Origin of the sequence: Micromonospora sp. TSRI0369 (genome assembly GCF_001905625.1) — a bacterium.
Classification (GTDB): Bacteria; Actinomycetota; Actinomycetes; order Mycobacteriales; family Micromonosporaceae; genus Micromonospora; species Micromonospora echinospora_A.
In genome coordinates, this window is record NZ_LIVU01000007.1 from 162,210 (window position 1) to 188,068 (window position 25,859).

The following is a 25,859-nucleotide window of genomic DNA, read 5'->3' on the forward strand; positions in this document are numbered from 1 at the left end:
ACAGCCCATTTGCCGGGGCAGCAAGTGCAAGATCGCCGGGCCGGGACGGGACGGGCCGGGACGGGCCGGGTGGGGTGGAACGGGGAGGGCGGCGGGGGACCGTGGGTCTCCCGCCGCCGTCCAGGCGCTTCGGTCAGGTCACTGCTTGAGCATGTTGTCCAGCAGCAGGGCGCAGCGGATCAGGCCCAGGTGGCTGTACGCCTGCGGGTGGTTGCCCAGCCCGCGCTCGGCCAGCGGGTCGTACTGCTCCGGGAGCAGCCCGGTGGGCCCGGCCGTGTCGAGCATCTGGGTGAACAGCTCCTCGGCATCGCTGCGGCGGCCGGTGCGCAGGTACGCCTCGATCAGCCACGACGTGCAGATGTGGAAGCCGCCCTCGCGGCCGGGCAGGCCGTCGTCCCAGTGGTACCGGTAGACGACCGGACCGCTGCGCAGCTCCGCCTCGATCTTGAGCACGGTGGAGAGGAAGCGCGGGTCGTCGCCGGCGAGCAGCCCGGAGATGCCGATCCACAGCGACGAGGCGTCCATCTCCTCGTAGCCGTAGGCCACGCTGTACGCCTCGGCCTCCGGGTGCCAGCCGTGCTCCAGCACGTTCGAGGCGATCCGGTCGCGCAGCTCGACCCACTCGGGCCGGTCCTCGCCGCCGTGCTGCCGCACCACGTGCAGCGCCCGGTCCACTGTCATCCAGAGCATGACCTTGGAGAAGACGTGGTGCCGCGGTGGGAGGCGCGCCTCCCAGATGCCGTGGTCGGGCTCGTGCCAGCGGCGGCGTACCGCCTCGACCATGTTCTCCAGGACCCGCCACTCGTCGTCGCGGATCGAGCCCCGGGCGTCGGCCACTGCCGCGATCAGGTCCGCGACTGGGCCGAACACGTCGAGCTGGAGCTGGTGGTTGGCGAGGTTGCCGACGCGTACCGGCCGGGAGCCGGCGTACCCGGGCAGCGTGTCGATGACCGCCTCGGCGCCCAGCTCGAAGCCGTCCACCGTGTAGAGCGGGTGCAGCCGCTCCGGGTGCCCGCCGGTGCGCTCGACGACGCCGTCGATCCAGCGCAGCAGCCCTTCGGCCTCCTCGGTGGAGCCGAGGTCGACAAGCGCGCGGGCGGTCATCGCGGCGTCGCGCAGCCAGCAGTAGCGGTAGTCCCAGTTGCGGACACCGCCCAGTTCCTCCGGCAGCGAGGTGGTGGCCGCGGCGAGGATCGAGCCGGTCGGCTCGTGGCAGAGCCCGCGCAGCGTCAGCGCGCTGCGGGCGACCAGGTCCCGGGCGGTGGCGGGCAGCCGCAGCGAGGCCACCCAGTCCTTCCAGGGCTGCTCGGCGGCGGCCTGCCGCTCGTGCAGCGGCAGCCGGTGCGGTTCCAGGCTCTGCGTGCCGAAGCGCAGCTCCAGCACCACCTGGCCACCGGCCGCCGACAGGTCGACCACCGCCTTCGCGGTCTCGTACCCGGCGTCGTTCGTGACCTCCCACTCGACGCCGGGGGAGTGCAGCGCGACCGGCTCGTTGGAGCCGAGCACCAGCAGCCCGTCGTCGAGCGGCTGGAGCTGCACCGCCACCTGACCGAACTCGGGGCGCGGCGCGAACTCGACGCGGGCCCGCCCGGTGCCGCTGAGCACCCGGACCAGTGTCGAGTCGCCGCTGACCACGGCCGGGTCGTCCGGCGTGGTCTGCCGTACCGGCAGGTCGAGCCAGTCGGTCACGGTCAGGCCGGACCAGCGGGTCTCCACGGTCATCGTGTTGCTGCGGTAGCGCTGGCCCAGCGGGATGCCGCCGCGCTCGGGGCCGACCGTGAAGTGCCCGGCCGGGCTGCCGCCGACCAGGTCGGCGAAGATCGCCGCCGAGTCGGGCTTCGGGTGGCACAGCCAGGTGATCTTGGCTTCCGGCGTGACGAGCGCGACGGTACGGCCGTTGGCGAGCATCGAGTGCCGCTCGATCGGCACCGCCCGCTCGCCGAACAGCCAGTGCCGCCGCGTCTCCAGCAGCAGACCCAGCGCGCGGGCCGCCTCGATCGGCTCGGCCACCCGGTAGTCGGCCCGGGTCTCCCCGGGGCCGATCTTGATGCCGACGTCCGGCCCGGTCAGGTTGCCGAAGGCGTTCTCGTCGGTGACGTCGTCGCCGATGAACAGCACCGCGCTGGCGGCGAGCTGGGTACGGAGCTGGTCGACGGCGGTGCCCTTGTTGGTGACCACCACCGACAGCTCGATGACTTCCTTGCCCTGGGTGACTGTCACGCCGTCCCAGGTCGCCGGTCCGCTGCGGACCGCCTCGACGGCCCGGGCGGCGACGTGCGGGTCGACGCCGCGGGTGTGCACGGCGACGCTCGCGGGCTTGCGCTCCAGGCGGATGCCCGGGTGCTCGGCGGCGATCTCCCGCAGCGCCTCGCGGAGCCGGTGCCGGACCGCGATCAGCTCGGGGGTGAGGCGTTCGACGAATCCGATGTCGAACTCCGAGCCGTGGCTGCCGACGAGGTGCACCTCGCTTGGGAGCCGGGAGAGTGTGGCCAGGTCGCGCAGCGCGCGGCCGGAGACGACCGCGACGCTGGTCTGCGGCAGCGAGGCCAGGGCGCGTACCGCGGCCACCGACTCCGGCAGCGGCACGGCCTTGCTCGGGTCCTCGACGATCGGCGCGAGCGTGCCGTCGTAGTCGCAGGCGACCAGAAGCTGCGGAACCCGGGCGATGCGGCCGATCGCGGCACGCAGTTCGGGATCCAGCACGCCGCCGTGGGCGGCGGCGAGGGCGGGCGAGGTCACGCAGCCTCCGTATCTCCGACGCCGAGCTCGCTGAGGAACGACTTGGCCCAGTGGCCCACGTCGTGGCTGCGCAGATGGCGTTGCATGACGCGCATCCGGCGGCGGGCTTCGGGCTTTTCGACATGCACGGCCCGCAGCAACGCGTCCTTCACCGCGTCCGGGTCGTGCGGATTACACAGGAACGCCTGGCGCAGCTCGGTGGCAGCGCCGGCGAACTCACTGAGCACGAGCGCGCCGCCCTGGTCGGCGCGCGATGCGACGTACTCCTTGGCCACCAGATTCATTCCGTCTCGCAGCGGGGTCACCATCATGACGTCGGCCGCGACGTACATCGCGGCCAGTTCGGAGCGACTGTACGACTGATGCAGATAATGCACTGCAGGCACGCCGACCCGGCCGAATTCACCATTGATCCGGCCAACCTCGCGTTCCACCTTCACCCGAAGTGCCTGGTAGTGCTCCACACGCTCGCGGCTGGGCGTGGCGACCTGCACCATAACCGCGTCGGGAACTGTCAACTTTCCGTCAGCAAGGAGTTCGCGGAAGGCCTTCAGGCGGAGTTCGATGCCCTTGGTGTAGTCGAGCCGGTCGACGCCCAGGATGATGGTCTTCGGGTTGCCCAGCTCCTCACGGATCTGCTTGGCACGGGCCTGGATCGCCGGGTCCTCGGCCAGCCGCTCCATCTCCTTGGTGTCGATCGAGATGGGGAACGCGCCGGCCTTCACCTGCCGGCCGTCGACCTGGATCATCTGGCCCTCGTAGCGCAGGCCGAGCAGGTGCCGGGCCAGGCGGACGAAGTTCTGCGCCGCCAGCCGCTGCTGGAATCCGACGAGGTCCGCGCCGAGCAGGCCGCGCAGGATCTCGGTGCGGAACGGCATCTGCATGAACAGCTCGATCGGCGGGAACGGGATGTGCAGGAAGAAGCCGATCCGCAGGTCCGGCCGCAGCTCGCGGAGCATCGCCGGCACCAGCTGGAGCTGGTAGTCCTGGACCCAGACCGTGGCGCCCTCGGCCGCCACGTCGGCGGCGGCCTCCGCGAACCGGGCGTTGACCAATCGGTACGCCTCACGCCAGCGCCGCTTGTAGGCGGGCGTCTCCACCGCGTCGTGGTAGAGCGGCCAGATCGTCGCGTTCGACTGGCCCTCGTAGTAGCGCTCCAGTTCCTCGGCGCTCAGCGGCACCGGGTGCAGCCGGATGCCCTCCAGGTCGAACGGCTCGGGCGCGGCGCCGGTGCCGCCGGCCCACCCCACCCAGGTGCCCTGGTGCTCGGCCAGCACCGGGTGCAGCGCGGTGACCAGCCCGCCGGGGCTGCGCCGCCACTGCCGCCCCTCGGGTGTGCTCACCTCGTCGACCGGCAGGCGGTTGGCCACTACGACAAAGGAGCTACGGACGGTCACGATCGGCCACCTCCGGGTACTGACGGGTCCACCGCGATGAGCGTACTGAGCGTAGCTGCGGCCTCTGTTGCCCCGTGCCGGAGTTACCTACCCGTCCCAGAACCGCCGAACCCACCGCGTGATCTTGTCGACACCGGTGGCTCAGAGGTCGATGATCGGCCACTCCTTGGGCAGCACTTCACCGAGCAGTTCCCGCCGGTCGGTCACGATCGGCACGAGGGGGTTGGCAGCAGCCTCCATGGCCAGCTGCGCGAGATCCATCCGCCCGGTCATCCGCCGCGACCAGCCTCCGAGGTAGGCGCACATGTCAGGTTCCACGGGGGTGATCTGCACCTGCGGCAGGGCGGCCAGCAGTTCCAGAAACTCCCACTGCGGGGCCGTGGCCTGCTGATGGGCATGCGCCAGGCAGAGGGCGGGCACCAGCACGTCACGCGCGTAGTCGGCGGCCTCGGCGATCCTCGCACCGACGTCCTTGGCGCCCGAGGCATAGGCCAGCAGCGCGGCCGTGTCGAGCGCCAGGCCGAACTGCGTCACCGGCGCGCCTTCGCCCTGGCCGCAAGGACCTCCGACTGGAGCCGGGTGGCCTGCTCACGAAGCTCGGGCGTGATGCTCGCGGTGAGCTGCTGCATCTCCGCGTGGGCCCGGGCCACGTCCTCGTCGGTGATCGTGACACCGGCGCGAGCGAGCAGCACCCGCGTCTGCTCGCCGGCCATCTGCCGACGTACGGCGCGCGCCACGAAGGCAGACACGTTCGGCTCCTTGGCCAGCCGCTCCGCGACGTCGTCCGGCAGGCTCACGGCGATCTTCTTGGTCATACGACAAGGCTATTCAGTCATACCCGCGCTGGCAACGAGGCGCGCCGCCGTACCGTTGGGGTGGGGTGATGTGGGCGTGGCGGTCCGTACCTGTCAGGATTGACGGCGGCGTGCGTGCGGCCGGCTCCCGGCCGGCGGCGGCGGGCGGAGATCGACGCCCGCGCCCCGCACCCGACAAGCCCGCGATCGCAACCGACGGAGGTAGCCCGCACCGTGGCCCAGTTCATCTACGTCCTGGACAAGGCGCGCAAGGCGCACGGCGACAAGGTCGTGCTCGACAACGTGACGCTGAACTTCCTGCCGGGTGTCAAGATCGGGGTGGTCGGTCCGAACGGCGCCGGTAAGTCCAGCCTCCTCAAGATCATGGCAGGGCTGGACCGGCCCAGCAACGGCGAGGCCCGGCTCATGCCCGGCTACTCCGTCGGCATGCTCGCGCAGGAGCCGCCGCTCAACGACGCCAAGACGGTCCTCGGCAACGTCGAGGAGGCGGTCGCCGAGACCAAGGCCAAGCTGGAGCGGTTCAACAAGATCGCCGAGCAGATGGCCACCGACTACTCCGACGAGCTGATGGAGGAGATGGGCAAGCTCCAGGAGGACCTGGACGCCGCCGACGCGTGGGACATCGACTCCAAGCTCGAACTCGCGATGGACGCGCTGCGCTGCCCGCCGCCGGACGCCGACGTCACCACGCTCTCCGGTGGTGAGCGCCGCCGGGTGGCGCTGTGCAAGCTGCTGCTGGAGGCGCCGGACCTGCTGCTGCTCGACGAGCCCACCAACCACCTGGACGCGGAGAGCGTGCAGTGGCTGGAGCAGCACCTGGCCAAGTACGCGGGCACCGTCCTGGCGATCACCCACGACCGGTACTTCCTGGACAACGTGGCCAACTGGATCCTGGAGCTGGACCGCGGCCGGGCCTACCCGTACGAGGGCAACTACTCCACCTACCTGGAGAAGAAGGCCGCCCGGCTCTCCGTCGAGGGGCGTCGCGACGCCAAGATGAAGAAGCGCCTCTCCGAGGAGCTGGAGTGGGTCCGCTCCAACGCCAAGGCGCGGCAGACCAAGTCCAAGGCCCGTCTGGACCGCTACGACGAGATGGCCGCCGAGGCGGAGAAGACCCGGAAGCTGGACTTCGAGGAGATCCAGATCCCGCCGGGCCCGCGCCTGGGCAACACCGTCATCGAGGCGCAGAACCTGACCAAGGCGTTCGGCGACCGGGTGCTGATCGACAACCTGTCGTTCTCGCTGCCCCGCAACGGCATCGTCGGCATCATCGGCCCGAACGGCGTCGGCAAGACCACGCTGTTCAAGACGATCGTCGGGCTGGAGGAGCCGACCAGCGGCTCGGTCCGGGTCGGCGAGACCGTCTCGCTGTCGTACGTCGACCAGAACCGGCAGGGCCTGGACGGCGACAAGACGGTCTGGGAGGTCGTCTCCGACGGGCTGGACCACCTCATGGTGGGCAAGGTCGAGATGCCGTCCCGCGCGTACATCGCGGCGTTCGGCTTCAAGGGGCCGGACCAGCAGAAGCCGACGAAGGTGCTCTCCGGCGGCGAGCGCAACCGGCTCAACCTGGCGCTGACGCTCAAGATCGGCGGCAACGTGATCCTGCTCGACGAGCCGACGAACGACCTGGACGTGGAGACGCTGTCCAGCCTGGAGAACGCGCTGCTGGAGTTCCCCGGCTGCGCCGTGGTCATCTCCCACGACCGGATGTTCCTGGACCGGGTCGCCACGCACATCCTGGCCTGGGAGGGCGACGACCAGAACCCGGCGAAGTGGTTCTGGTTCGAGGGCAACTTCGAGGCGTACGAGAAGAACAAGATCGACCGCCTCGGCGCCGAGGCCGCCCGGCCGCACCGGGTGACCTACCGCAAGCTCACCCGTGACTGACCGCTTCGTCTACCACTGCGCGCTGCGCTGGTCCGACCTGGACGCGTACGGCCACATCAACAACGCCCGCTTCCTCACGCTCTACGAGGAGGCCCGGGTGGCGATGATGTTCGCCGGCGGCCGGGCGTGGGGAGTGGGCTCGTTCGCCGACGGGGTGGTCATCCGGCGGCACGAGGTCGACTACCTGCGCCCGGTCGACTACGCGCTCGGCCGGGCCAGCGCGGAGGCGGCCCCGACCGTGCGGATCGAGCTGTGGGTGGACCAGATCCGCAACGCCTCGTTCTCGGTCGCCTACGAGCTGTACGACGGCGACACGCTGGCCAGCACCGCCCGGTCGGTGCTGGTGCCGTTCGACCTCGCCGCCCAGCGGCCACGCCGGATCTCGCCGGACGAGCGCGCGTTCCTGCTCCGCTACGCGCCGGGGCTGACCGGATGACGACCGGGCACGGGCTGACCGGGGTGGCCGACGCGGGCGCCTTCCTGGCCCGGCTGGTCCGGCTCGACCCGGCCACACTGGTCCGCCTGCGGCCGGTGCCCGGCGCCGGACGTACGGCCCTCTGGGCGCGGTTGCCCTGGGGGGTGCTCGTGGTCCGTACCGTGCCCGGCGACGCCCCCGGGGACGTCACAGTCGGGGCGGCGGAGTTGCTCGCCGAACTCACCGCCGGGGGCGCGGCGCTGCCGGTACGCCGGGACGACGGCTGGCGCTGGCAGTTGCCGCCGGGCGCGAGCCGGGCGGTGGAGTCGCTGCCCGGCTCGGAGCTGCGCCGGATCGCGGAGGCGGCGGCCGGGACGCTGCGCGAGGCGGCCACGCACGGGGTGGCCGGCCGGGCGGTCGGCCAGCGGGTGCTGCGGGACGCGCTGCTGGACCACGTGGCGGTGGTGGTAACGCCGGACGAGGACCCGCGGACGCCGGTGGAGGTGTCGCAGCGGCTGGTGCAGGGCCTGGTCCGGATGGGTTTCGCCGGCAGCGGCGAGGACGACGTTCAGGTGCGGGCCGCGGGCCGGTGGGTCGGGCTCGTCGGTCCGTTCGGCGCGGTCTGGTCGCGTACTGTCGCCGATCTTGCACTCAGGCCGACACCGGGTCGTCCGAACGTATGACCCGTCATCGTCCTTCCGGTTTGGGGCGGTCGTTGGGGGGATGCCTCATGCCGTCTGTCCGGGTACCGTCCTTCCTCGGATCCAACGCACCGTAGGCGATTGGATCCGCTGGGGAGTGAGGTGCGCGAGCGATGCCGTGGTGGTCATGGCGCCCTGGTCCCGCCGCTGGCGGCGAACCGGAGACTCGAAGCGGAGTCACAGTGGATGACACCATCCGGGTCGGACCACCGACCCCGCGCCAACCGGGAGACGACGCGCCGGCACCCGAGCGCCCGGCTCTGGCCGACATGCCGGCCACTGTCGCCCCGGTCACCCTGAGCCGGGTCTGCGACGCGCTCGACCTGCTGGACGTGCGCTACCTGGCCGACGGCGACGGCAACCTGCTGGCCATGTGGGAGCGGCACGCCGTGCTCGTCGCGCTGGAGGGCCCGGAGGACGAGATCCTGGTGATGCGGGCCCGCCCGCACGCGACCGTCCCGCCGGACTGGGCCGACCGGGCGTACCGGGTGGTGAACGAGTGGAACCACACCCGCCGCTTCTGCAAGGCGTACATCGGCGACCCGACCGAGCGCGGCCAGCTCCCGATCTACGCCGAACTCCAGGTCCCGCTCGGCGCCGGGGCCCACGACGCGCTGCTCGTCGAGATGCTCGACTGCGGCGCCGCGGTCGCCACCACGTTCGTCGACTGGCTGCACGACGAGGGCGCGCTGCTCTGAGAGCCGGGCGGCTCAGCCGGCGGCCGGGTCCTCCATCACGTTCACCATGAAGTAGGCGGCCCGCTCCAGGTAGTCCCAGAGCGCGGCGGCGAGCTGCGGCGGCAGGTCCAGCGCGTCCACCGCCCGGCGCATGTGCAGCAGCCAGGCGTCCCGCTCGACGGCGCCGATCCGGAACGGGGCGTGCCGCATCCGCAGCCGGGGGTGCCCGCGCTGCTCGGAATAGGTGTGCGGGCCACCCCAGTACTGGATGAGGAAGAGGGTCAGCCGGTCCGCCGCCGGGCCCAGGTCCTCCTCCGGGTACATCGGCCGCAGCACCGGGTCCTCGGCGACGCCGGCGTAGAACTCGTCCACCAGCTTACGGAAGGCCGGTTCACCACCGATCGCCTCGAAGAGGGTCATCGACTCGCCTGGGGAAGTCACGCTTCCATCCTGCCAGGTACGGCCCCGCAGCCGCGCCCGCCCGCAGGGCGGCGCGGATCACGTCACCGCGTGCCGGCGCCGCCCGTGCTCGCGGCCCCGGTCGCCCGCCGCCGGGCCCCGCGCGGTGTGCGTGGGCGCGAGGGGGTCCGCTGACGACTCGGCGCGGGCGGCCGCGATCGCCGCGTCGATGGTGCGCGGCCGGGGCCAGGCGAACGCCGCGACGAGCATGAGCAGCACGCCCGCCGCGCTCCACGTGCCGACCACCGACGGGACGGAGAACCGTTCGGCGAGGGCGCCGGTGGCGAGCACCGCGGCGCCCTGGATGACCTGGGTGCCGGTGGCCATCACCCCGAACGCCCGGGCCCGGTAGCCGTCCGGTAGGGCCTGCACGAACAGCCCGTTGGCGACCGGCACCAGCCCGGCGACCGCGAAGCCGCACGCGGCGGCGAGCAACGCCACCACCGACGGGGTCGGGTCGAGGAGCGCGGGCACGAGCACCGCGGGCGCGATGACCATCAGCGGCCGCATCAGCGCCAGTCGGCGCGCCGGGGCGATCAGCCGCCCGATGATCAGCCCGCCGAGGACGTACCCGACCGGACCGGCGGCCATGATGACCGCCTGGGCGGTACCGGCGTCCATCGTGCCGTCGGTGCGTTCGGCGGCCCAGCCGGCGGCCAGCCCTTCCGGGACGATCGAGAACAGCATCGCGCTGAACACCAGCATCGCGATGGCCCGCAGCACCGGCCGTTCGAAGACGATCCGGAAGCCCTGGCCGGTCTCCCGCAGCAGGTGGCTGCGGTGCTGCGCGGTCATCGTCGACGGCCGGTCGCGTACGCCGACGCGGACCAGCAGGGCCGACAGGGCGAAGGTCGCCGCGTTGACGAGCAGCGCGGCGTTCGGATTCAGCGCGGCGATGGTCGCGCCGATCAGGTAGCCGACCACCTGGGCGGCCTGGGACGCGCTGGTGAACGCGGACAGGCCCACCACCAGCCGGTCGCCGGTGAGGATCTGCGGCATCACCGCCGAGCGCGCCGCCTGGCTCGGTGGATTGGCGAGCGTGGCCAGGAAGATCAGCGCGAGGATCGACCAGGCCGGCATGAACGGCATGGCGACGAGCAGCATCAGCGCCATCCGGATCAGGTCGCAGATCACCATGACCCGGCGGTAGCGGTGCCGCTCGGCGAGCGCGGAGAGCAACGGGCCACCGAGCAGCCAGGGCAGATAGCTGACCGCGAAGGCGGCGGCGGAGAGCGCTACCGATTCGGTCTCGCGCAGCACGAGCACGGTGACCGCGGCCTTGGCGAGATAGTCGCCGACCCAGGAGAGGATGTTGGCGGCGAACAGCGCCCGGAACTCCGGCTGACCGAACACGTCGCGGAAGGTGGCCGGGCCCTCCTGTGCGGGTCGCTCGTCGGACACCGTCGCCTCCATCGTTCCTGGTCGACCACTTGTGATGGCCCGACCGGGAACCGTCGTCAGATCAACCGATCAGCGAGGACACGAGCACGCTCCCCGGTGGAGCGTGTTCACCGGATTCTGCCCGATCGTCTGACAACTGGCTAGGGCGAACGGATTGATCGTCGCATCTCCGACTGAACCGAACGGACGATACCCGAGGGGCCGCGCGGAGCGCGACCCCCGGAAAATAGTCCGGCTTGTCCGGCGACTCAGGTGGGTCCGCTGGTACCCGTGCCCTCGGTCGCGGGCTGCGTCGGCGTCTGCGGCGGCAGCCCGGGGAAGAGCCGGGCCGCCGCGATCCGCGCGGTGATACCGGAGTTCTCCAGCGCCTCGGCGAGGCGGCGGCGCAGCTCCCGGCCCACCGCGAACTGCCCGTCCGCGGTGGTCTTGACGACGGTACGGATCACCGCGCCGTCCACGGTGATCTGCTCGACGCCGAGGACCTCCGGCGCCTCGACGATCTTCGGCGCCAGCTCCGGGTCCAGCGCCACCGACGCCGCCGCGGTACGCAGCACAGCTGTGGCGTCCTCGGTGCCGGCGAAGCCGATCGGCAGGTCTACCACGACCAGGGCCCAGCCCTGGCTCTTGTTGCCGACGCGGACGATCTCCCCGTTGCGGATGTACCAGAGCACCCCGCGGCCGTCACGGACCGTGGTCACCCGCAGTCCCACCGCCTCCACCACGCCCGTCGCCTCGCCGAGGTCTACCGTGTCACCGACGCCGTACTGGTCCTCGATCAGCATGAACAGGCCGGCGATCAGGTCCTTGACCAGGCTCTGCGCGCCGAAACCGAGCGCCACACCGGCGATGCCCGCGCTGGCCAGCAGCGGGGCCAGGTCGAAGCTGAACTCCTTGAGCACCATCAGCAGCGCTATCCCGAAGACGAACGCGGTGACCATGCTGCGCAGCACCGACCCGATCGCCTCGGCCCGCTGCCGCCGCCGCTCCGGCACGAACTGGTCCGGGTCCGGCGTGGCGCTGGGAATCCGCTCCCGCAGCGGGCGGAGCATCGTCGGCACCGCGCCGTCGGTGGTGGTCCGCACCAGCCGGTTGATGGTCCGGTGCAGCGCCCAGCGGGCGGCCACCGCGAGCAGCAGGATCAGCGCTACCCGCAGCGGCTTGAACAGGATCCAGTAGCTGCTCTCGGCGAACCAGGCGGAGTCGGTGACCCGGTACACCCACTCGCAGGAGCTGCTGCCCTGGCAGTCCGGCCGCCGGTCGGAGACGGCGGACAGCAGGGCGGAGATCAGGTCGGAGAGATTCACAGTGCTTTCGTACCGCACGCGCCGCGCCCGTCCGGCGCGGACCCACCGTCGGCCGGGCAACCCGCCTTCCTTCCTGCTCCGTTGTACCGGGGGGCGGCAAAAACGCCCCGGCCCGCACGGGGGCCCCGCGACTGGCCGTCCAGCTCGCAGTTGGGCGGAGCAAGGGGAAAAGCGACATGACGGAGGAGCTCTTAGGCGCGCGCCGATCCTGGTCCCGTCGTCAGGTGCTGACGGTGGTGGCGGCGGCGGCCGGCGCCGCGCCGCTGGTGGCGACCGGCACGGCGAGGTGGTCGGCCGAATCGCCTGTCAGGTTCCGCAGCGACCCGTTCGAGATCCGCGACCTGCCGCAGGGGCAGCGGCCCTACTACAGCGGCGTCCGGCTGCCGATCGTCGACACGGGCACGCACGACGAGCACGGCGTACGCATGGCGCTGCTCACCGGGAAGCTCTACGACCATCCCGTCGCCCAGGCCCAGTACGGCATCAACCTGCTGGAGAGTTACCGGGTCACCGGCGAGCAGGTGTACCTCAAGCGGGCGATGACGCAGGCGCAGCGCCTGATCGACAGGCGGGTCGTCCGCCGGGACGGCTGGTTCTACCCGTACCGGTTCCGGCACGCCATGCACCGCGGCACCGACGTCTACGAGACGCCGTGGTACTCGATGATGGCCCAGGGCCAGGCGATGAGCCTGTTCGTCCGGCTGGCGCAGATCGTCGGCGACCGCACCCACTGGCGTCAGGCGGCCGACGCGACGTTCGCGTCCTACCTGCTCCCGCCGGTGGCCGGCCAACCGTGGGGGGTGTACGTCAAGGACGGGCTGCTCTGGCTGGAGGAGTACGCCCACCCGACCCGGGTGCGCGGCGACCAGACCTACAACGGGCACATCTTCTCGGCCTTCGGACTCTGGGACTACTGGAGCCTGAGCCGCGACGCCCGGGCCAGGCAGATGCTCCAGGGGGCGATCACCACCGCCCGGGACGCCCACCGGCTCGTCCGCACCCGCCAGTGGCGGAGCAGGTACTGCCTCACCCACCGCAAGGACGCGGGCATGTACCACTCGACGCACATCATCCAGCACGCCGTGCTGCACGCGATCACCGGCGACCCGACCTTCGCCGGGATCATGGACCTGTTCTACTCCGACCACCCCACGTACGGGGTGTCCGGAACGATCCGGCTCGCCCCCGGCGACCACGTCGGCTACAAGTTCGACGCGGCCGGCACGGTCCTGGACCGCAAGCGGATCTCCCTGACCAGGCCCGCCGAAACGGCCTCCACGGAACGGCACAAGGTGATGCGGCAGACCGGCATCTGGTACGACATCAGCGAGGGGAGCCTGAGCGGTTACCTGGTCAAGGAGATCCCCGGCCGGTCGTACCAGGCCGGGAGAGCGGCCCCGATCGGCTACCGCATCCCGCGCTCGGCAGTGGTCGTCGCCGCGCCCGGCAGGGCGTACTCCCTGGACGACGCCGGGAAGGTGACGGCGGTGACCGCCGGCCTCGCCGTCGGCGACACCGTGACTGTGAATCTGCGCGCCGCCCTCGACGGCGTCCAGCACTACCGTCTGGACTCCGGCGCCCACGCCGGCCAGTGGGTCCGGCTCGACACCCTGCGTGGCGTCGGCACGGCGTAGAGCGAGGGGCGCGAACCGCCCCGATGCGGGTGATCCGGCGGGCCGCTTGCAGATTCGTGCGTGCAATCGAGGGCGCGATCAGGGACTATTGGCGCAACGGACGTCGGTGATCCGGCCGGCGTCGGAGTCGTTCCGCGCTGTTCGCGGGCGGTTCCGGCGCGCAGGCGGCGGGAGCGGCTGGACCGGGAGGGTGAGCGCGATGCCTGACATACGACCCACGGCGGGCTCCGGTGCGCTCGTTCTCAACGCCACCTACGAACCCCTGTGCGTCGTGTCGGTGCGTCGTGCCGCGATCCTCGTCCTCTCCGCCAAGGCGATCTGCGTGGCCGACGGCGAGGGCGTCCTGCACAGCGCGCGCAACGCGTTACCGGTGCCCTCGGTGGTACGCCTGACCCGCTACGTCCGGGTGCCCTACCGCACCCACGTCGGGCTGTCCCGGCGGGCCGTGTTCGCCCGCGACGGGTGGCGGTGCGCGTACTGCCGGGGGCCGGCGGAGACCATCGACCACGTCTTCCCGCGCAGCCGGGGCGGCCGGCACGCCTGGGAGAACGTGGTCGCCGCCTGCGCGCGGTGCAACCACACCAAAGGCGACAAGACGCCGGCCGAGCTGGGCTGGCGGCTGCACCGCCTGCCGGCCCCGCCGAAAGGGGCGGCCTGGCGGGTCCTCGGGCACCGCGCGCCCGACCCGCGCTGGGCGGACTGGCTCGACCTGCGCGAGCCCGAGTCCGAGGCGGCCTGACCGGCGCGCTCAGCGCGCCTTGACCAGCGAGGCGTAGACGACCAGGTTGTCCGCGTACCCGGTCTCCCCGCCCACCCAGCGCCCACCACAGGTGATCAACCGCAGGTTGGGCCGGCTGAAGTCGCCGTAGACGTCCTCCACCGGCAGCTTCTCCTTGCCGTACCGCTCGATCGAGGTCACCTCGAACACCGCCACCGAGCGGTCCTCGCGGGTCACCTCGATCCGGTCGCCGTCGTCGAGGTTCTTCAGCCCGTGGAAGACGGCCGGACCGGTGGTGGTGTCGACGTGCCCGACGAGCACGGCCGGGCCGTACTGGCCGGGGGTGGGGCCCTGGTCGTACCAGCCGACCTCGCCGGCCCGGTCCACGTCCGGCACGTCGATGCTGCCGTCCGGCGCGATGCCGACGCGGTGCACCGGCGCGCGCAGGTCGAGCTTGCCGATGCTCAGGTCCGTCGGTGGGCTGGCCGGCAGCACCGGGAACTTCTTCGGCGGCGGGCGCAGGCCGGCGACGATCCGGTCCGGCAGCACGCTGACCCCGGTCACCCGTTCCAGTCCGAGCATGGCCACGATCAGCGCCATCACGCTCGCCACCACGAGCACCGGGACGCCCGGGTGGCGGCTCGGCGCGTACCGGCGGGTGGTCGTGGCGGCGCGGGCCGGGACCGGCCCGGACCGCGGGTCGGCGGTGGTGACGCTGGCCGTGAAGGCGTGCCCGGCGACGTGGGCGAACCGGCGCGCGGCCCGGGACGTCAGCCGCAGCGCGGCCCGGAGCCGTTTCGCGCGCTCCGGCGACCGGCGGCCGGCGGCGCGACGGCGGGTGCGGTCCGCCGCCGGGCCGGCGCGGTCCCGGCGGCGCGATGAGCGGGCCATTGCGGCGCCTCGTCAGACGCGGTTACCGGTCTTGCGGCGGGCACTCACGCCGGCCACCACGGCTACCGCCACCAGACCGCCGACCAGCAGCAGCGAGCCCGCGCCCCGGCCGCCCGCGACGCCCCCGCCGCCGGTCGCCGGCCCCTTGCTCGGCTGCGCCATGTTCAGCACCGTGAGCATGGTCGAGGCGGTGTTGCCGTTGGAGCAGTCCAGGTTCACCGGGTAGTCGCCGGGCGCCTTGTTGCCGGGCACGGTGACCGAGCCGGTGAGGAAGCCGTTGTCGGGTCGCAGCATCACCCGCCCGAAGGCGTCCGAGGTGACCTGGGCCTGGCGGTTGTTGCTGTTGTCGCAGCCGGCCCGCAGGTTCACCCGGGAACCGGCCTGGACGCTGTTCGGCGTCACCTCGATGAACACGCTCTCCCCGGCCCGCGCCGGTGGCGCGGTGGTCAGGACGAACGCCGCGACCAGGCCGAACAGACCCAGTGCGGACGACAGCACGCGGTGTGACAGGAGCCCTCGCATGGTTCCCCCCTCCCGGCGCGACGGTGCGCCGGACCCACTGACGGGCAGCGGCGCCTGCTTTCCCGGAGGGCGGGGGAAGCTAACGAGGCGCCTTCACCACGGGATGCCAGGCCAGCGGGGTGGAGAGCACCATCGTGCTGGACGGCTGGCCGTACGGGGCGAGCCGGTCGATGACCTCCTCGAACTCGCCCATGTTGGTGGCCGCGACCTTGAGCATGCTGCACGCGTCCCCGGTGATCCGGTGGATCTCCATGATCTCCGGCCAGCCGGAGACATCGGGGTCGTTGAGGATGCAGCGCGCGCCGTAGCAGGACATCCGGATCAGGGCGAGCACTGTGCGTCCGGCCCGGGTGAGGTCGACGTGGGCGTGGTAGCCGGTGATCACGCCGGACTCCTCCAGCCGCCGCACCCGTTCGGCCACAGCGGGCGGGGACAGGTGGACCCGGCGGGACAACTCGCTGTACGAGAGCCGGGCGTCGGCCTGGAGCTCACGCAGCAACGCCCAGTCCATGTCGTCCACGCGGGGACCTTCCTTCCGTAAAGGGAGCGACGCGAGATGGTTTCAGTTCGCGAGGTGAGACCACCATACCGCCGTTGAACAGGCATTCCATTCGGCCGCCCACCAGCGGGATCATGACGTCTACCCCGCGCACGGACGGAGAACGACTGTGGAACAGACGACGGCGGTGCGCCCGGTAACCCCCCAGGAACGGGCGGCTCGGGCGGCACGCAACGGCGGCGAGCCGACGCTGGAATTCGCCGAGCGCGTGCCGTACGACGCCTACGTACGGGCCAGCACCCTGCACCGGCTCCAGGAGCCGCTCAGCGACGACCCGGGCGAGATGTCCTTCCTGATGGTCAGCCAGATCATGGAGCTGTACTTCGGGCTGACCTGCCACGAGCTGCGGCACGCCAAGCGCGAGCTGCGCGAGGACCGGATCTGGGAGGCGCTGGCCCCGCTGCGCCGGGCCGCCCTGCACCTGGAGGGCCTCAACGCCGCCTGGCACGGCCTGCGCTGGATGAGCCCGGCCGACTTCAACCGCTTCCGCGACCGGCTCGGTGAGGGCTCCGGCTTCCAGTCCGCGATGTACCGGCAGCTGGAGTTCCTGCTCGGCCTGCGCGACCGGGCGCTGATCCGCCCGTTCCGCCGGCAGACCGACGTGTACGACGAGCTGACCGCCGCGCTGGCGACGCCGAGCCTCTGGGACGAGGTGGTGGCGCTGCTGGCCCGCAAGGGCTTCGACGTGCCGGCCGAGCTGCTGGAGCGGGACGTGAACGCCGAGCACGAGGCGCACCCGGCGATCGAGGCGGCCTGGGTCCAGATCTACGGCGACAGCGGCCCGGACAACCACCTGCGCCTGCTCGGCGACGCGCTGACCGAGATCGCCGAGGAGTTCGGCGACTGGCGCTGGAACCACGTCAAGGCCGTGCAGCGCACCATGGGCGCCAAGGTCGGCAGCGGCGGTTCCGCCGGACTGGCATGGTTGCAGCGCAGCATGGCCCGGGTGGTCTTCCCGGAGCTGTGGTCGGCCCGCACCGCGATGTGACGAGAGAGAACAGCATGCACACCCCCGAGAACGAAGCCCTCCGCCGCGACGCCGCCGACCCCGGACACCGGCACCTGTTCCACATCCCGCCCGCCGACGGCGGGCGCTACCCCGACACGGCGTACCTGGCCGGCAACTCGCTCGGCCTGCAGCCCCGGGCCACCCGGGACGAGCTCCTCGCCGACCTGGACGCCTGGCAGCGCCTGGGCGTGGAGGGGCACCTGGAGTCGGAGCGGCCCTGGCTGCCGTACCACGAGCTGCTGACCGCGCCGGCCGCCCGCCTGGTCGGCGCGCTGCCCGCCGAGACCGTGGTGATGAACTCCCTCACCGTCAACCTGCACCTGCTGATGGTGAGCTTCTACCGGCCGGCGGGCGAGCGCACCCGCATCGTCATCGAGGACAGCGCGTTCCCCTCGGACAGCTACGCCGTGCGCAGCCAGGCCCGCTTCCACGGCCTGGACCCGGACACCACTGTCGTGCGCCTCAAGCCGCGTCCCGGCTCCGACACGCTCGGCACCGAGGACGTGCTGGACTTCCTGTCCCGCGAGGGCCACACCGTGGCGCTGCTGATGCTCGGCGGCGTGAACTACCTGACCGGCGAGCTGATGGACATCCCCACCATCACCGCCGCCGGGCGGGCCGCGGGCGCGGAGGTCGGCTGGGACCTGGCGCACGCCGCCGGCAACGTCCCGCTGGCGCTGCACGACTGGGACGTCGACTTCGCCGCCTGGTGCTCCTACAAGTACCTCAACTCCGGCCCGGGCGCGCTGGGCGGCGTCTTCGTCCACGAGCGGCACCTCGGCGACCCGTCGATCCAGCGCTTCGAGGGCTGGTGGAGCACCGAGGCGGCCACCCGGTTCGAGATGACAGCGGTGTCCCGGCCGCCGGCCACCGTCGAGGCGTGGCAGATCTCCAACCCGCCGATCTTCGCGATGGGCCCGGTGCGTACCTCGCTGGAGCTGTTCGACTCCGTCGGCATGCCGGCGCTGCGCGAGCGCAGCCTGCGGCTCACCGCCTTCCTGGAGCAGCTGCTCGACGAGGTCACGCCGGGGCGCCCGCTCACAGTGGTCACCCCGCGCGACCCGGCGCGGCGCGGCTGCCAGCTTTCGGTGCGGATCGGCGTCGGTAGCGCCAACGAGCTGACCAAGCGGCTGCGGCACGAGCACGGCGTCGTCGCCGACGCCCGGGAGCCGGACATCGTCCGGTTCGCCCCGGTGCCGCTCTACTCGACGTACCACGACTGCTGGCGGGTCGCCGAGGCGCTGGCGGCGACGTTTGAGAAGGAGGGGTCATGACGGAGCGCGACGAGATCGCTGTGGTCGGCGCCGGACTGGCCGGCTGCCTGCTGGCCTGCTACCTGGCGCGGCGCGGCTACCCGGTGGCCCTCTACGAGCGGCGGCCCGACCCGCGTGCCGGCACCGCCGAGCGGGGCCGCTCGATCAACCTGGCGCTGTCTGAGCGCGGCCTGGACGCGCTGCGCCACATCGGCCTGGAGGACGAGGTGATGGCGGACGCGCTGCCGATGCGCGGCCGCATGATCCACCCGGTCGAGGGTGAGTCGGAGTTCCAGTCCTACAGCGGCTCCGGGGACCGGGCGATCAACTCGATCAGCCGGGGCGCGCTGAACAACGCGCTGCTCGACGCCGCCGCCGCGTTGCCGAACGTGCGGGTCGCGTTCGACCACCGGCTGGTCGGCCTCGACCCGCTCGGCGGCGAGATGACGTTCGAGACCCCGCAGGGCAAGGTCACCGCCGCCGCCTCGGTCATCCTCGGCGCCGACGGCGCCGGCTCCGCGGTGCGCGGGCAGCTGCTCGCGTACGGGGGAGTTACCGAGAGCCTCGACTTCCTCGACTACGGCTACAAGGAGCTGACCATCCCGCCGCTGGGCGGGGAGTTCGCGCTCGACCCGGGCGCGCTGCACATCTGGCCGCGCGGCACCTCGATGATGATCGCGCTGCCGAACCCGGACCGTTCCTTCACCTGCACGCTGTTCTGGCCCACCCACGGCACGCGCAGCTTCGCGTCGCTGAGCAGCCCGGCGGCGATCGAGGGGTTCTTCGCCACCCACTACCCGGACCTGGTCCCGCTGGCCCCCAACCTGGTCGACGACTACCAGCACAACCCGGTCGGCCTGCTCGGCACGGTGCGCTGCACGCCGTGGCAGGTGGCCGGGAAGGTCGGCCTGATCGGCGACGCCGCGCACGCCATCGTGCCGTTCTACGGCCAGGGCGCGAACTGCGCGTTCGAGGACGTGGTCGAGCTGGACCGCTGCCTGGACGAGTGCGACGACGAGTGGGCCGCCGCGCTGCCGCTCTACCAGCACCGCCGGCAGGACAACGCGGAGGCGATCGCCCGGATGGCGCTGGCGAACTTCGTGGAGATGCGGGACAAGGTCGCCTCACCGGTGTTCCGCACCCGCAAGCAGGTCGAGCACGCGCTGGAGCGCGTCCTGCCCGGCCGCTACGTCTCCCAGTACGAGCTGGTCTCCTTCTCCACCACCCCGTACGCGCAGGTGCGCCGCCGGGTGCGCGCGCAGTACGCGGTCGTCGGCGCGGTCGCGGCCGGCGCGGTGGCGCTGCTCGCCGGTGGGGTCCGCGCGGCGCTGGGGCGGCGGCGATGACGCTCTGGGATCCCCGGCTGATGGCCGGGCACGCGCCGGACGGCCCCGGCCTGCTGCGCAACTTCGTCGGCGGCGAGTTCGTCGACGCCGGCTCCCGGTTCACCAAGCGCAGCCCGGTCACCGGCGAGCCGGTGTTCGAGGTGGTCGAGGCGTCGCAGTCCACGGTGGACGACGCGGTGGCGGCCGCCCGGGCGGCGCTGCGCGGCCCGTGGGGCCGGATGGGGGAGCGGGAACGGGCCGAGGTGCTGCGCCGGGTCGCCGACGAGCTGGAACGGCGCTTCGACGACCTGGTGGCCGCCGAGGTGGCGGACACCGGCAAGGCCATCTCGCAGGCCCGGACGCTCGACATCCCGCGCGGCGCTGCGAACTTCCGCGCGTTCGCCGAGATCGTCGCGACCGCGCCCACCGAGTCGTTCACCACAGTCACCCCGACCGGCGGCCGGGCGCTCAACTACGCGGTCCGTAAGCCGGTCGGCGTGGTCGCCGTGATCGTGCCGTGGAACCTTCCGCTGCTGCTGCTCACCTGGAAGGTCGCCCCGGCCCTGGCCTGCGGCAACGCCGTGGTGGTCAAGCCCAGCGAGGAGACCCCCGCGTCGGCCACGCTGCTGGCCGAGGTGATGGCCGCGGCCGGCGTGCCCGACGGCGTGTTCAACCTGGTGCACGGCTTCGGCCCGGGCTCGGCCGGCGAGCACCTGACCCGCCACCCGGGCGTGGACGCGATCACGTTCACCGGCGAGTCGGCCACCGGCAGCGCGATCATGCGGGCCGCCGCCGACGGGGTGAAGGCGGTCAGCTTCGAGCTGGGCGGCAAGAACGCCGGCCTGGTCTTCGCCGACGCCGACCTGGACGCGGCGGTCGCCGGCTCGGTGCGGTCCAGCTTCACCAACGGCGGCCAGGTGTGCCTGTGCACCGAGCGCATCTACGTGCAGCGGCCGGTGTTCGAGGAGTTCACCGCGCGGCTGGCCAAGCGCGCCGACGAACTGGCGTACGGCTGGCCGCACGACGAGGCGACGGCGAACATGCCGCTCATCTCGCACGGGCACCGGGACAAGGTGCTCGGCCACTACGCGCTGGCCCGCACCGAGGGCGCCGAGGTCCGCGCGGGCGGCGGGACGCCGCGCTTCGGCGACGGCCGCGACGGCGGGGCGTACGTGCAGCCGACGGTGCTCACCGGGCTCGGCGCGGACGCCCGCACCAACCAGGAGGAGATCTTCGGCCCGGTGGTGCACGTCGCGCCGTTCGACGACGAGGACGAGGCGTTCGCGCTGGCGAACGGCACCGACTACGGCCTGGCCGCGACGGTGTGGACGCGGGACGTGGGCCGGGCGCACCGGGCCGGCGCCCGGCTCGACGCGGGCATCGTCTGGGTGAACACCTGGTTCCTGCGCGACCTGCGGACCCCGTTCGGCGGGGTGAAGGCGTCGGGTGTCGGCCGCGAGGGCGGCGTGCACTCGCTCGACTTTTACTCCGAACTCACAAACGTCTGCGTGGATCTCACATGAGCGCGAAGACCGGCGCGGGCGCGCGTGGTGGGCAGAATGGCCGGAATCCCCAGCGACGTAAGCGAGGAACCGCCATGACCGTGGACATCGAGGCCGCCAACCGGGAACTCGCAGTGGCCCGGCAGGAGGGCAAACCCTGCCCGCCCCTGCGCGGCCGGCTGCTGCCCGAGGGCGACGTCGAGGCCGCGTACCAGGTGCAGCAGGTCTACACCCGGCAGCGGCTGGGCAAGGGGCACCGCCGCGTCGGCGCGAAGATCGGCCTGACGTCGCGGACCGTGCAGGAGAGCTTCGGCGTCTTCCAGCCCGACTTCGGGGTGCTCTTCGACGACATGGCTGTCGGCGACGGCGTCGAGGTGCCGATCGGGCGGCTGCTCCAGCCGCGGGTGGAGGCGGAGATCGCCTTCGTGCTCGGCGCGGACCTGCCGGACGAGCGGGTCACCACAGTCGACCTGATCCGGGCGGTGGACCACGTGCTGCCGGCCATCGAGATCGTCGACTCGCGGATCGCCGACTGGGACATCTCCATCGTCGACACGGTGGCGGACAACGCCTCCAGCGGGCTGTTCGTGCTCGGCACCGCGCCCCGGCGGCTCGCCGACGTGGACCTGCGGCTGTGCGGCATGGTGCTGGAGCACGCCGGTGAGCCGGTCTCGGTCGGCGCGGGCGCGGCCTGCCTCGGCAATCCGCTGCACGCGTTGCAGTGGCTGGTCGGCACGATGGCCCGCGCCGGTGACCCGCTGCGCGCGGGCGACGTGGTGCTCTCCGGCGCGCTCGGGCCGATGGTGCCGGTCACGCCCGGCGCCGCGTACGAGGCGCGCATCTCCGGGCTCGGCTCGGTGCGTACCTGTTTCTCGACGGAGGGAACGTCATGACTGTCGGAGTGGCGGTGCTCGGGTCGGGCAACATCGGCACCGACCTGATGATCAAGGTGCTGCGGCTCAGTGAGAGCCTGCACATGGTGGCGATGGCCGGCATCGACCCGGCCTCGGACGGTCTGGCCCGGGCCCGCCGGCTCGGCGTGACCACCACCGCCGAGGGCGTCGACGGGCTGGTCGCGCTGCCCGAGTTCGCGGACGTCCAGCTCGTCTTCGACGCCACCTCGGCGGGCGCGCACAAGCGCCACGACGAGGTGCTGCGGGCGCACGGGCGCACCGTTGTCGACCTGACGCCGGCCGCGATCGGCCCGTACGTGGTGCCGCCGGTGAACCTCGACGAGCACCTGGGCGAGCCGAACGTCAACATGGTGACCTGCGGCGGGCAGGCCACGGTGCCGATCGTGCACGCGGTCGGCCGGGTCACCCCCGTCGCGTACGGGGAGATCGTCGCCTCGATCGCCTCGAAGTCGGCCGGTCCGGGCACCCGGGCCAACATCGACGAGTTCACCGAGACCACCGCCCGGGCGATCGAGGTGGTCGGCGGCGCCGAACGCGGCAAGGCCATCATCGTGCTGAACCCGGCCGACCCGCCGCTGCTGATGCGCGACACGGTCTACTGCCTGTGCCCGGACGCCGACGCCGACCGGGGCGCGATCGCCGCCTCGGTGGCCGACATGGTCAAGGCCGTGCAGGAGTACGTGCCCGGCTACCGGCTCAAGCAGGACGTGCAGTTCGACCCTGTCGACACGTACGCGCCGGTGCTCGGCCGGCACTTCACCGGCCTGCAGGTGTCGGTGTTCCTGGAGGTCTCCGGCGCCGGGCACTACCTGCCCGCGTACGCCGGGAACCTCGACATCATGACGTCGGCCGCGCTGCGCACCGCGGAGCGGCTGGTGGCGCTGCGCGCGACGGAGGTGAGTGCGCGATGACCGACCTCTACATCCAGGACGTGACGCTGCGCGACGGCATGCACGCCATCGGGCACCGCTACACGGTCGACCAGGTGCGTACCATCGCCGCCGCGCTCGACGCGGCCGGTGTGGCAGCTGTCGAGGTGGCGCACGGCGACGGCCTGGCCGGCTCCAGCGTCAACTACGGGCACGGCGCCGCCGCCGACGCGGACTGGATCGCCGCCGCCGCCGAGGTGCTCACCACCGCCCGGCTCACCACGCTGCTGCTGCCGGGCATCGGCACCATCGCCGACCTGAAGGCGGCGAAGGCGCTGGGCGTGACAAGCGTCCGGATCGCCACGCACTGCACCGAGGCGGACATCTCGGCCCAGCACATCGCCTGGGCCCGGGAGAACGACATGGACGTCTCCGGGTTCCTGATGATGTCGCACCTCAACGACCCGGCCGGGCTGGCCGCGCAGGCCAAGCTCATGGAGTCGTACGGCGCGCACTGCGTCTACGTCACCGACTCCGGCGGGCGGCTGCTGATGTCGGACGTGGCGCAGCGCGTCGACGCGTACCGGCAGGTGCTGGAGCCGGAGACGCAGATCGGCATCCACGCGCACCACAACCTGTCCCTGGGCGTGGCGAACAGCGTGCTGGCGGTCGAGCACGGCCGGATCCTCGGCGACGGCCCGCTCGGTTCGCCGTCCGGGCGGACGGTCCGGGTGGACGCGTCGCTCGCCGGCATGGGCGCGGGCGCGGGCAACGCGCCGCTGGAGGTCTTCGTCGCGGTCGCCGAGCTGCACGGCTGGAAGCACGGCTGCGACGTGTTCGCGCTGATGGACGCCGCCGACGACCTCGTCCGCCCTTTGCAGGACCGGCCGGTCCAGGTGGACCGGGAGACGCTCTCCCTGGGGTACGCGGGCGTCTACTCAAGCTTCCTGCGTCACGCCGAGCGTGCCTCGGCCAAGTACGGCGTGGACGTCCGCTCGATCCTGGTCGAGCTGGGCCGTCGCCGGATGGTCGGCGGCCAGGAGGACATGATCGTGGACGTGGCACTGGACCTGGCCGGTAAGGAGGCCGTGAGCGCGAGGAGTGAGCCGGGTTTGCGAGCCCCGCAGTCGCGAACGAAAGGTGGCGCAGCATGATCGGGCCGGACACCGCCGGCATCGCGGAGAAGCTGGGCGCGGCGGCCGACACCGCCACCGCGATCCCGCAGCTCGCCGCCGAGACGGGCCTCGACGTGGACGCCGCGTACGCGGTGCAGACCGCGCTGGTGAAGCGCCGCCTCGACCGGGGCGAGCGGCTGGTCGGCCTGAAGATGGGCCTCACCAGCAAGGCCAAGATGGCCCAGGTCGGCGTGGACGAGGTGATCTGGGGCCGGCTGACCGACGTGATGCGGGTGCCCGACGGCGGCGCCGTCGACGTCGGCGACTTCATCCACCCGCGCGTCGAGCCGGAGGTGGCGTTCCTGCTGGACCGGCTGCCCGACCCGGGCGAACCGGTCGGCTCGTTCACCCGGGCGGTACGCGCGGTCGCCCCGGCGATCGAGCTGATCGACTCCCGGTACGCGAACTTCACCTTCTCCCTGCCGGACGTGATCGCCGACAACACCTCGGCCGCCGCCTTCGTGGTCGGGCCGTGGTCGCCGGTGCCGGACGGGCTGGACAACCTCGGCGTGCTGCTGGAGATCGACGGGCGGGTGGCGCAGGTCGGCTCGACCGCCGCCATCCTCGGCGACCCGCGTCGCGCCCTGGACGAGGGCCTGCGGCTGGCCGGCCGGCACGGCGTCCGGCTGCGCAAGGGCTGGGTGTTCCTGGCCGGCGCGGCCACCGCAGCGGTGCCGTTGCGACCGGGCGCACACGTGCGCGCCACTGTGGAGAAGCTCGGTTCCGCCTCCCTGAAGGCTCTCCCATGACCGCCCGCGTGGTGGCCGGGAAGGCCGTGCCGCGGGGCGCGTTCCCGCACGTCAAGATTGCCGGCGGATTCGTCTACGTGTCCGGCACGTCGTCGCGCCGGCCGGACAACACGTTCGCCGGCGTCGCAGTGGACGAGCTCGGCACCACCGACCTCGACATCCGGGAGCAGACCCGGGCCGTGATCGAGAACATCCGGGACCTGCTGCGCACGGTCGGCGCCGACCTGACCGACCTGGTGCAGGTCACCAGCTACCTGGTCAACATGAACGACTTCGGTGGCTACAACCAGGTGTGGGCCGAGTTCTTCGACGCCACCGGCCCGACCCGGACCACGGTGGCCGTACACCAGCTTCCGCACCCGCATCTGCTGATCGAGATGCAGGCCGTCGCCCTACTTCCGTCGGGAGGTTCCCATGAGTGAGATCGCCGAGCCGTTCAGCTTCTCCGGCTGGATCGGTGACAACCAGCACCTGCTCAAGCCCCCGGTGGGCAACAAGGAGATGCTGCCCGGCAGCGACGACTTCATCGTCATGGTGGTGGGCGGCCCGAACCAGCGCACGGACTTCCACGTCGACCCGTACGAGGAGTTCTTCTACCAGGTCAAGGGCAACATGCACGTCAACCTGATGCTCCCCGAGGGGCCGCGTACGGTGCACGTGCGCGAGGGGCAGATGTGGATGCTGCCGCGCAACACCCCGCACTCGCCGCAGCGTCCCGAGGCCGGCTCGATCGGCATGGTGATCGAGCGGGTCCGCGAGGAGGGCACGCTGGAGAAGTTCCAGTGGTACTGCCTCGAGTGCCACCACAAGGTGCACGAGGTCGAGTTGCAGGTCCGCGACATCGCCGCCGACCTGCCCCCGGTCTTCGCCGCGTTCTACGCCGACGAGAAGGCCCGCACCTGCGACAACTGCGGCGCGCTGCACCCGGGCAAGGGCTGACG

Annotated in this window: 26 protein-coding genes; 16 read left to right on the forward strand and 10 right to left on the reverse strand. The window is 72.1% G+C overall.

What is annotated here, in order from left to right; all coding sequences use genetic code 11:
- Nucleotides 1-138: 138 nt before the first annotated feature.
- From otsB to AMK25_RS24005, 4 genes are all read right to left on the reverse strand, one after another.
- Nucleotides 139-2,739, reverse strand: coding sequence for a trehalose-phosphatase (otsB, locus tag AMK25_RS23990; RefSeq protein WP_073830649.1), 2,601 nt, complete (start codon nt 2,737-2,739; stop codon nt 139-141).
- Entirely contained in the window at nt 2,736-4,136 is a 1,401-nt protein-coding gene (locus tag AMK25_RS23995) for an alpha,alpha-trehalose-phosphate synthase (UDP-forming) (RefSeq protein ID WP_043328887.1), read from the reverse strand. Before AMK25_RS23995 ends, otsB begins: the two co-directional genes overlap by 4 nt.
- A gap of 141 nt (nt 4,137-4,277) precedes the next feature.
- Nucleotides 4,278-4,670, reverse strand: coding sequence for a hypothetical protein (locus tag AMK25_RS24000; protein ID WP_073830650.1), 393 nt, complete (start codon nt 4,668-4,670; stop codon nt 4,278-4,280).
- Nucleotides 4,667-4,951: a hypothetical protein gene (locus tag AMK25_RS24005; RefSeq protein WP_073830651.1), complete on the reverse strand. Its 285-nt coding sequence runs from the start codon at nt 4,949-4,951 to the stop codon at nt 4,667-4,669. The genes AMK25_RS24000 and AMK25_RS24005 overlap by 4 nt, the downstream gene beginning before the upstream one ends.
- A 213-nt stretch (nt 4,952-5,164) precedes the next feature.
- On the opposite strand from AMK25_RS24005, the gene ettA reads away from it, so the two are divergent.
- The 4 genes from ettA (at nt 5,165) to AMK25_RS24025 (ending at nt 8,655) form a co-directional block, all read left to right on the forward strand.
- Complete coding sequence (gene ettA, locus AMK25_RS24010; RefSeq protein WP_073830652.1) at nt 5,165-6,841, forward strand: energy-dependent translational throttle protein EttA; 1,677 nt, start codon at nt 5,165-5,167, stop codon at nt 6,839-6,841.
- Nucleotides 6,834-7,277: an acyl-CoA thioesterase gene (locus AMK25_RS24015; protein WP_073830653.1), complete on the forward strand. Its 444-nt coding sequence runs from the start codon at nt 6,834-6,836 to the stop codon at nt 7,275-7,277. Before ettA ends, AMK25_RS24015 begins: the two co-directional genes overlap by 8 nt.
- Nucleotides 7,274-7,939, forward strand: a complete 666-nt coding sequence (locus AMK25_RS24020) for a hypothetical protein (RefSeq protein WP_073830654.1) — start codon at nt 7,274-7,276, stop codon at nt 7,937-7,939. The genes AMK25_RS24015 and AMK25_RS24020 overlap by 4 nt, the downstream gene beginning before the upstream one ends.
- A gap of 131 nt (nt 7,940-8,070) precedes the next feature.
- Nucleotides 8,071-8,655, forward strand: a complete 585-nt coding sequence (locus tag AMK25_RS24025; protein WP_030502203.1) for a YbjN domain-containing protein — start codon at nt 8,071-8,073, stop codon at nt 8,653-8,655.
- 12 nt (nt 8,656-8,667) lie between these two features.
- Here the strand turns inward: AMK25_RS24025 and AMK25_RS24030 are convergent, their stop codons facing one another.
- From AMK25_RS24030 to AMK25_RS24040, 3 genes are all read right to left on the reverse strand, one after another.
- Nucleotides 8,668-9,054, reverse strand: coding sequence for a globin (locus AMK25_RS24030; RefSeq protein ID WP_116508082.1), 387 nt, complete (start codon nt 9,052-9,054; stop codon nt 8,668-8,670).
- 78 nt (nt 9,055-9,132) lie between these two features.
- Entirely contained in the window at nt 9,133-10,506 is a 1,374-nt protein-coding gene (locus AMK25_RS24035; protein ID WP_073830656.1) for an MFS transporter, read from the reverse strand.
- 236 nt (nt 10,507-10,742) lie between these two features.
- Nucleotides 10,743-11,798, reverse strand: a complete 1,056-nt coding sequence (locus AMK25_RS24040; RefSeq protein ID WP_241826464.1) for a mechanosensitive ion channel family protein — start codon at nt 11,796-11,798, stop codon at nt 10,743-10,745.
- A gap of 176 nt (nt 11,799-11,974) precedes the next feature.
- Between AMK25_RS24040 and AMK25_RS24045 the strand changes: the two genes are divergently transcribed.
- Nucleotides 11,975-13,432 (forward strand): D-glucuronyl C5-epimerase family protein, encoded by a 1,458-nt coding sequence (locus AMK25_RS24045; protein ID WP_083664810.1) that lies wholly within the window; start codon nt 11,975-11,977, stop codon nt 13,430-13,432.
- A gap of 199 nt (nt 13,433-13,631) precedes the next feature.
- Complete coding sequence (locus AMK25_RS24050; RefSeq protein ID WP_073830659.1) at nt 13,632-14,171, forward strand: HNH endonuclease; 540 nt, start codon at nt 13,632-13,634, stop codon at nt 14,169-14,171.
- A gap of 9 nt (nt 14,172-14,180) precedes the next feature.
- On the opposite strand, the gene AMK25_RS24055 is transcribed toward AMK25_RS24050, so the two are convergent.
- From AMK25_RS24055 to AMK25_RS24065, 3 genes are all read right to left on the reverse strand, one after another.
- Nucleotides 14,181-15,041, reverse strand: coding sequence for a class F sortase (locus AMK25_RS24055; protein ID WP_073830660.1), 861 nt, complete (start codon nt 15,039-15,041; stop codon nt 14,181-14,183).
- Between the two features lie 12 nt (nt 15,042-15,053).
- A complete protein-coding gene (locus tag AMK25_RS24060) occupies nt 15,054-15,563 on the reverse strand; it encodes a hypothetical protein (protein WP_073830661.1) in 510 nt (169 codons plus the stop codon).
- A 79-nt stretch (nt 15,564-15,642) separates the two neighbouring features.
- Nucleotides 15,643-16,083, reverse strand: coding sequence for an Lrp/AsnC family transcriptional regulator (locus AMK25_RS24065; RefSeq protein WP_073830662.1), 441 nt, complete (start codon nt 16,081-16,083; stop codon nt 15,643-15,645).
- A 148-nt stretch (nt 16,084-16,231) separates the two neighbouring features.
- Here AMK25_RS24065 and AMK25_RS24070 point away from each other — a divergent pair, with 148 nt between their 5' ends.
- The 10 genes from AMK25_RS24070 to AMK25_RS24115 all read left to right on the forward strand — a co-directional run bounded on the left by AMK25_RS24070 (nt 16,232) and on the right by AMK25_RS24115 (nt 25,857).
- Nucleotides 16,232-17,110 (forward strand): tryptophan 2,3-dioxygenase, encoded by an 879-nt coding sequence (locus AMK25_RS24070; RefSeq protein ID WP_073830663.1) that lies wholly within the window; start codon nt 16,232-16,234, stop codon nt 17,108-17,110.
- A 14-nt stretch (nt 17,111-17,124) separates the two neighbouring features.
- Nucleotides 17,125-18,405 (forward strand): kynureninase, encoded by a 1,281-nt coding sequence (kynU, locus tag AMK25_RS24075; RefSeq protein WP_073830664.1) that lies wholly within the window; start codon nt 17,125-17,127, stop codon nt 18,403-18,405.
- The gene (locus AMK25_RS24080) at nt 18,402-19,730 is read left to right on the forward strand and encodes an FAD-dependent oxidoreductase (protein WP_073830665.1); all 1,329 of its coding nucleotides are present in this window, start codon (nt 18,402-18,404) and stop codon (nt 19,728-19,730) included. The genes kynU and AMK25_RS24080 overlap by 4 nt, the downstream gene beginning before the upstream one ends.
- Nucleotides 19,731-19,750: 20 nt before the next feature.
- Entirely contained in the window at nt 19,751-21,232 is a 1,482-nt protein-coding gene (locus AMK25_RS24085) for a 2-hydroxymuconic semialdehyde dehydrogenase (protein WP_073830709.1), read from the forward strand.
- A 74-nt stretch (nt 21,233-21,306) separates the two neighbouring features.
- Nucleotides 21,307-22,104 carry a 2-keto-4-pentenoate hydratase gene (locus AMK25_RS24090; protein WP_073830666.1) on the forward strand — a complete coding sequence of 266 codons (798 nt, stop codon included), beginning with the start codon at nt 21,307-21,309 and terminating at the stop codon, nt 22,102-22,104.
- Nucleotides 22,101-23,036 carry an acetaldehyde dehydrogenase (acetylating) gene (locus AMK25_RS24095; RefSeq protein ID WP_073830667.1) on the forward strand — a complete coding sequence of 312 codons (936 nt, stop codon included), beginning with the start codon at nt 22,101-22,103 and terminating at the stop codon, nt 23,034-23,036. Before AMK25_RS24090 ends, AMK25_RS24095 begins: the two co-directional genes overlap by 4 nt.
- Nucleotides 23,033-24,148 (forward strand): 4-hydroxy-2-oxovalerate aldolase, encoded by a 1,116-nt coding sequence (gene dmpG / locus AMK25_RS24100; RefSeq protein WP_073830668.1) that lies wholly within the window; start codon nt 23,033-23,035, stop codon nt 24,146-24,148. Before AMK25_RS24095 ends, dmpG begins: the two co-directional genes overlap by 4 nt.
- Nucleotides 24,145-24,918 carry a 2-keto-4-pentenoate hydratase gene (locus tag AMK25_RS24105; RefSeq protein ID WP_073830669.1) on the forward strand — a complete coding sequence of 258 codons (774 nt, stop codon included), beginning with the start codon at nt 24,145-24,147 and terminating at the stop codon, nt 24,916-24,918. Before dmpG ends, AMK25_RS24105 begins: the two co-directional genes overlap by 4 nt.
- The gene (locus AMK25_RS24110) at nt 24,915-25,340 is read left to right on the forward strand and encodes a RidA family protein (protein WP_073830670.1); all 426 of its coding nucleotides are present in this window, start codon (nt 24,915-24,917) and stop codon (nt 25,338-25,340) included. The genes AMK25_RS24105 and AMK25_RS24110 overlap by 4 nt, the downstream gene beginning before the upstream one ends.
- The gene (locus tag AMK25_RS24115) at nt 25,333-25,857 is read left to right on the forward strand and encodes a 3-hydroxyanthranilate 3,4-dioxygenase (RefSeq protein ID WP_073830671.1); all 525 of its coding nucleotides are present in this window, start codon (nt 25,333-25,335) and stop codon (nt 25,855-25,857) included. The genes AMK25_RS24110 and AMK25_RS24115 overlap by 8 nt, the downstream gene beginning before the upstream one ends.
- Nucleotides 25,858-25,859: the final 2 nt, after the last annotated feature.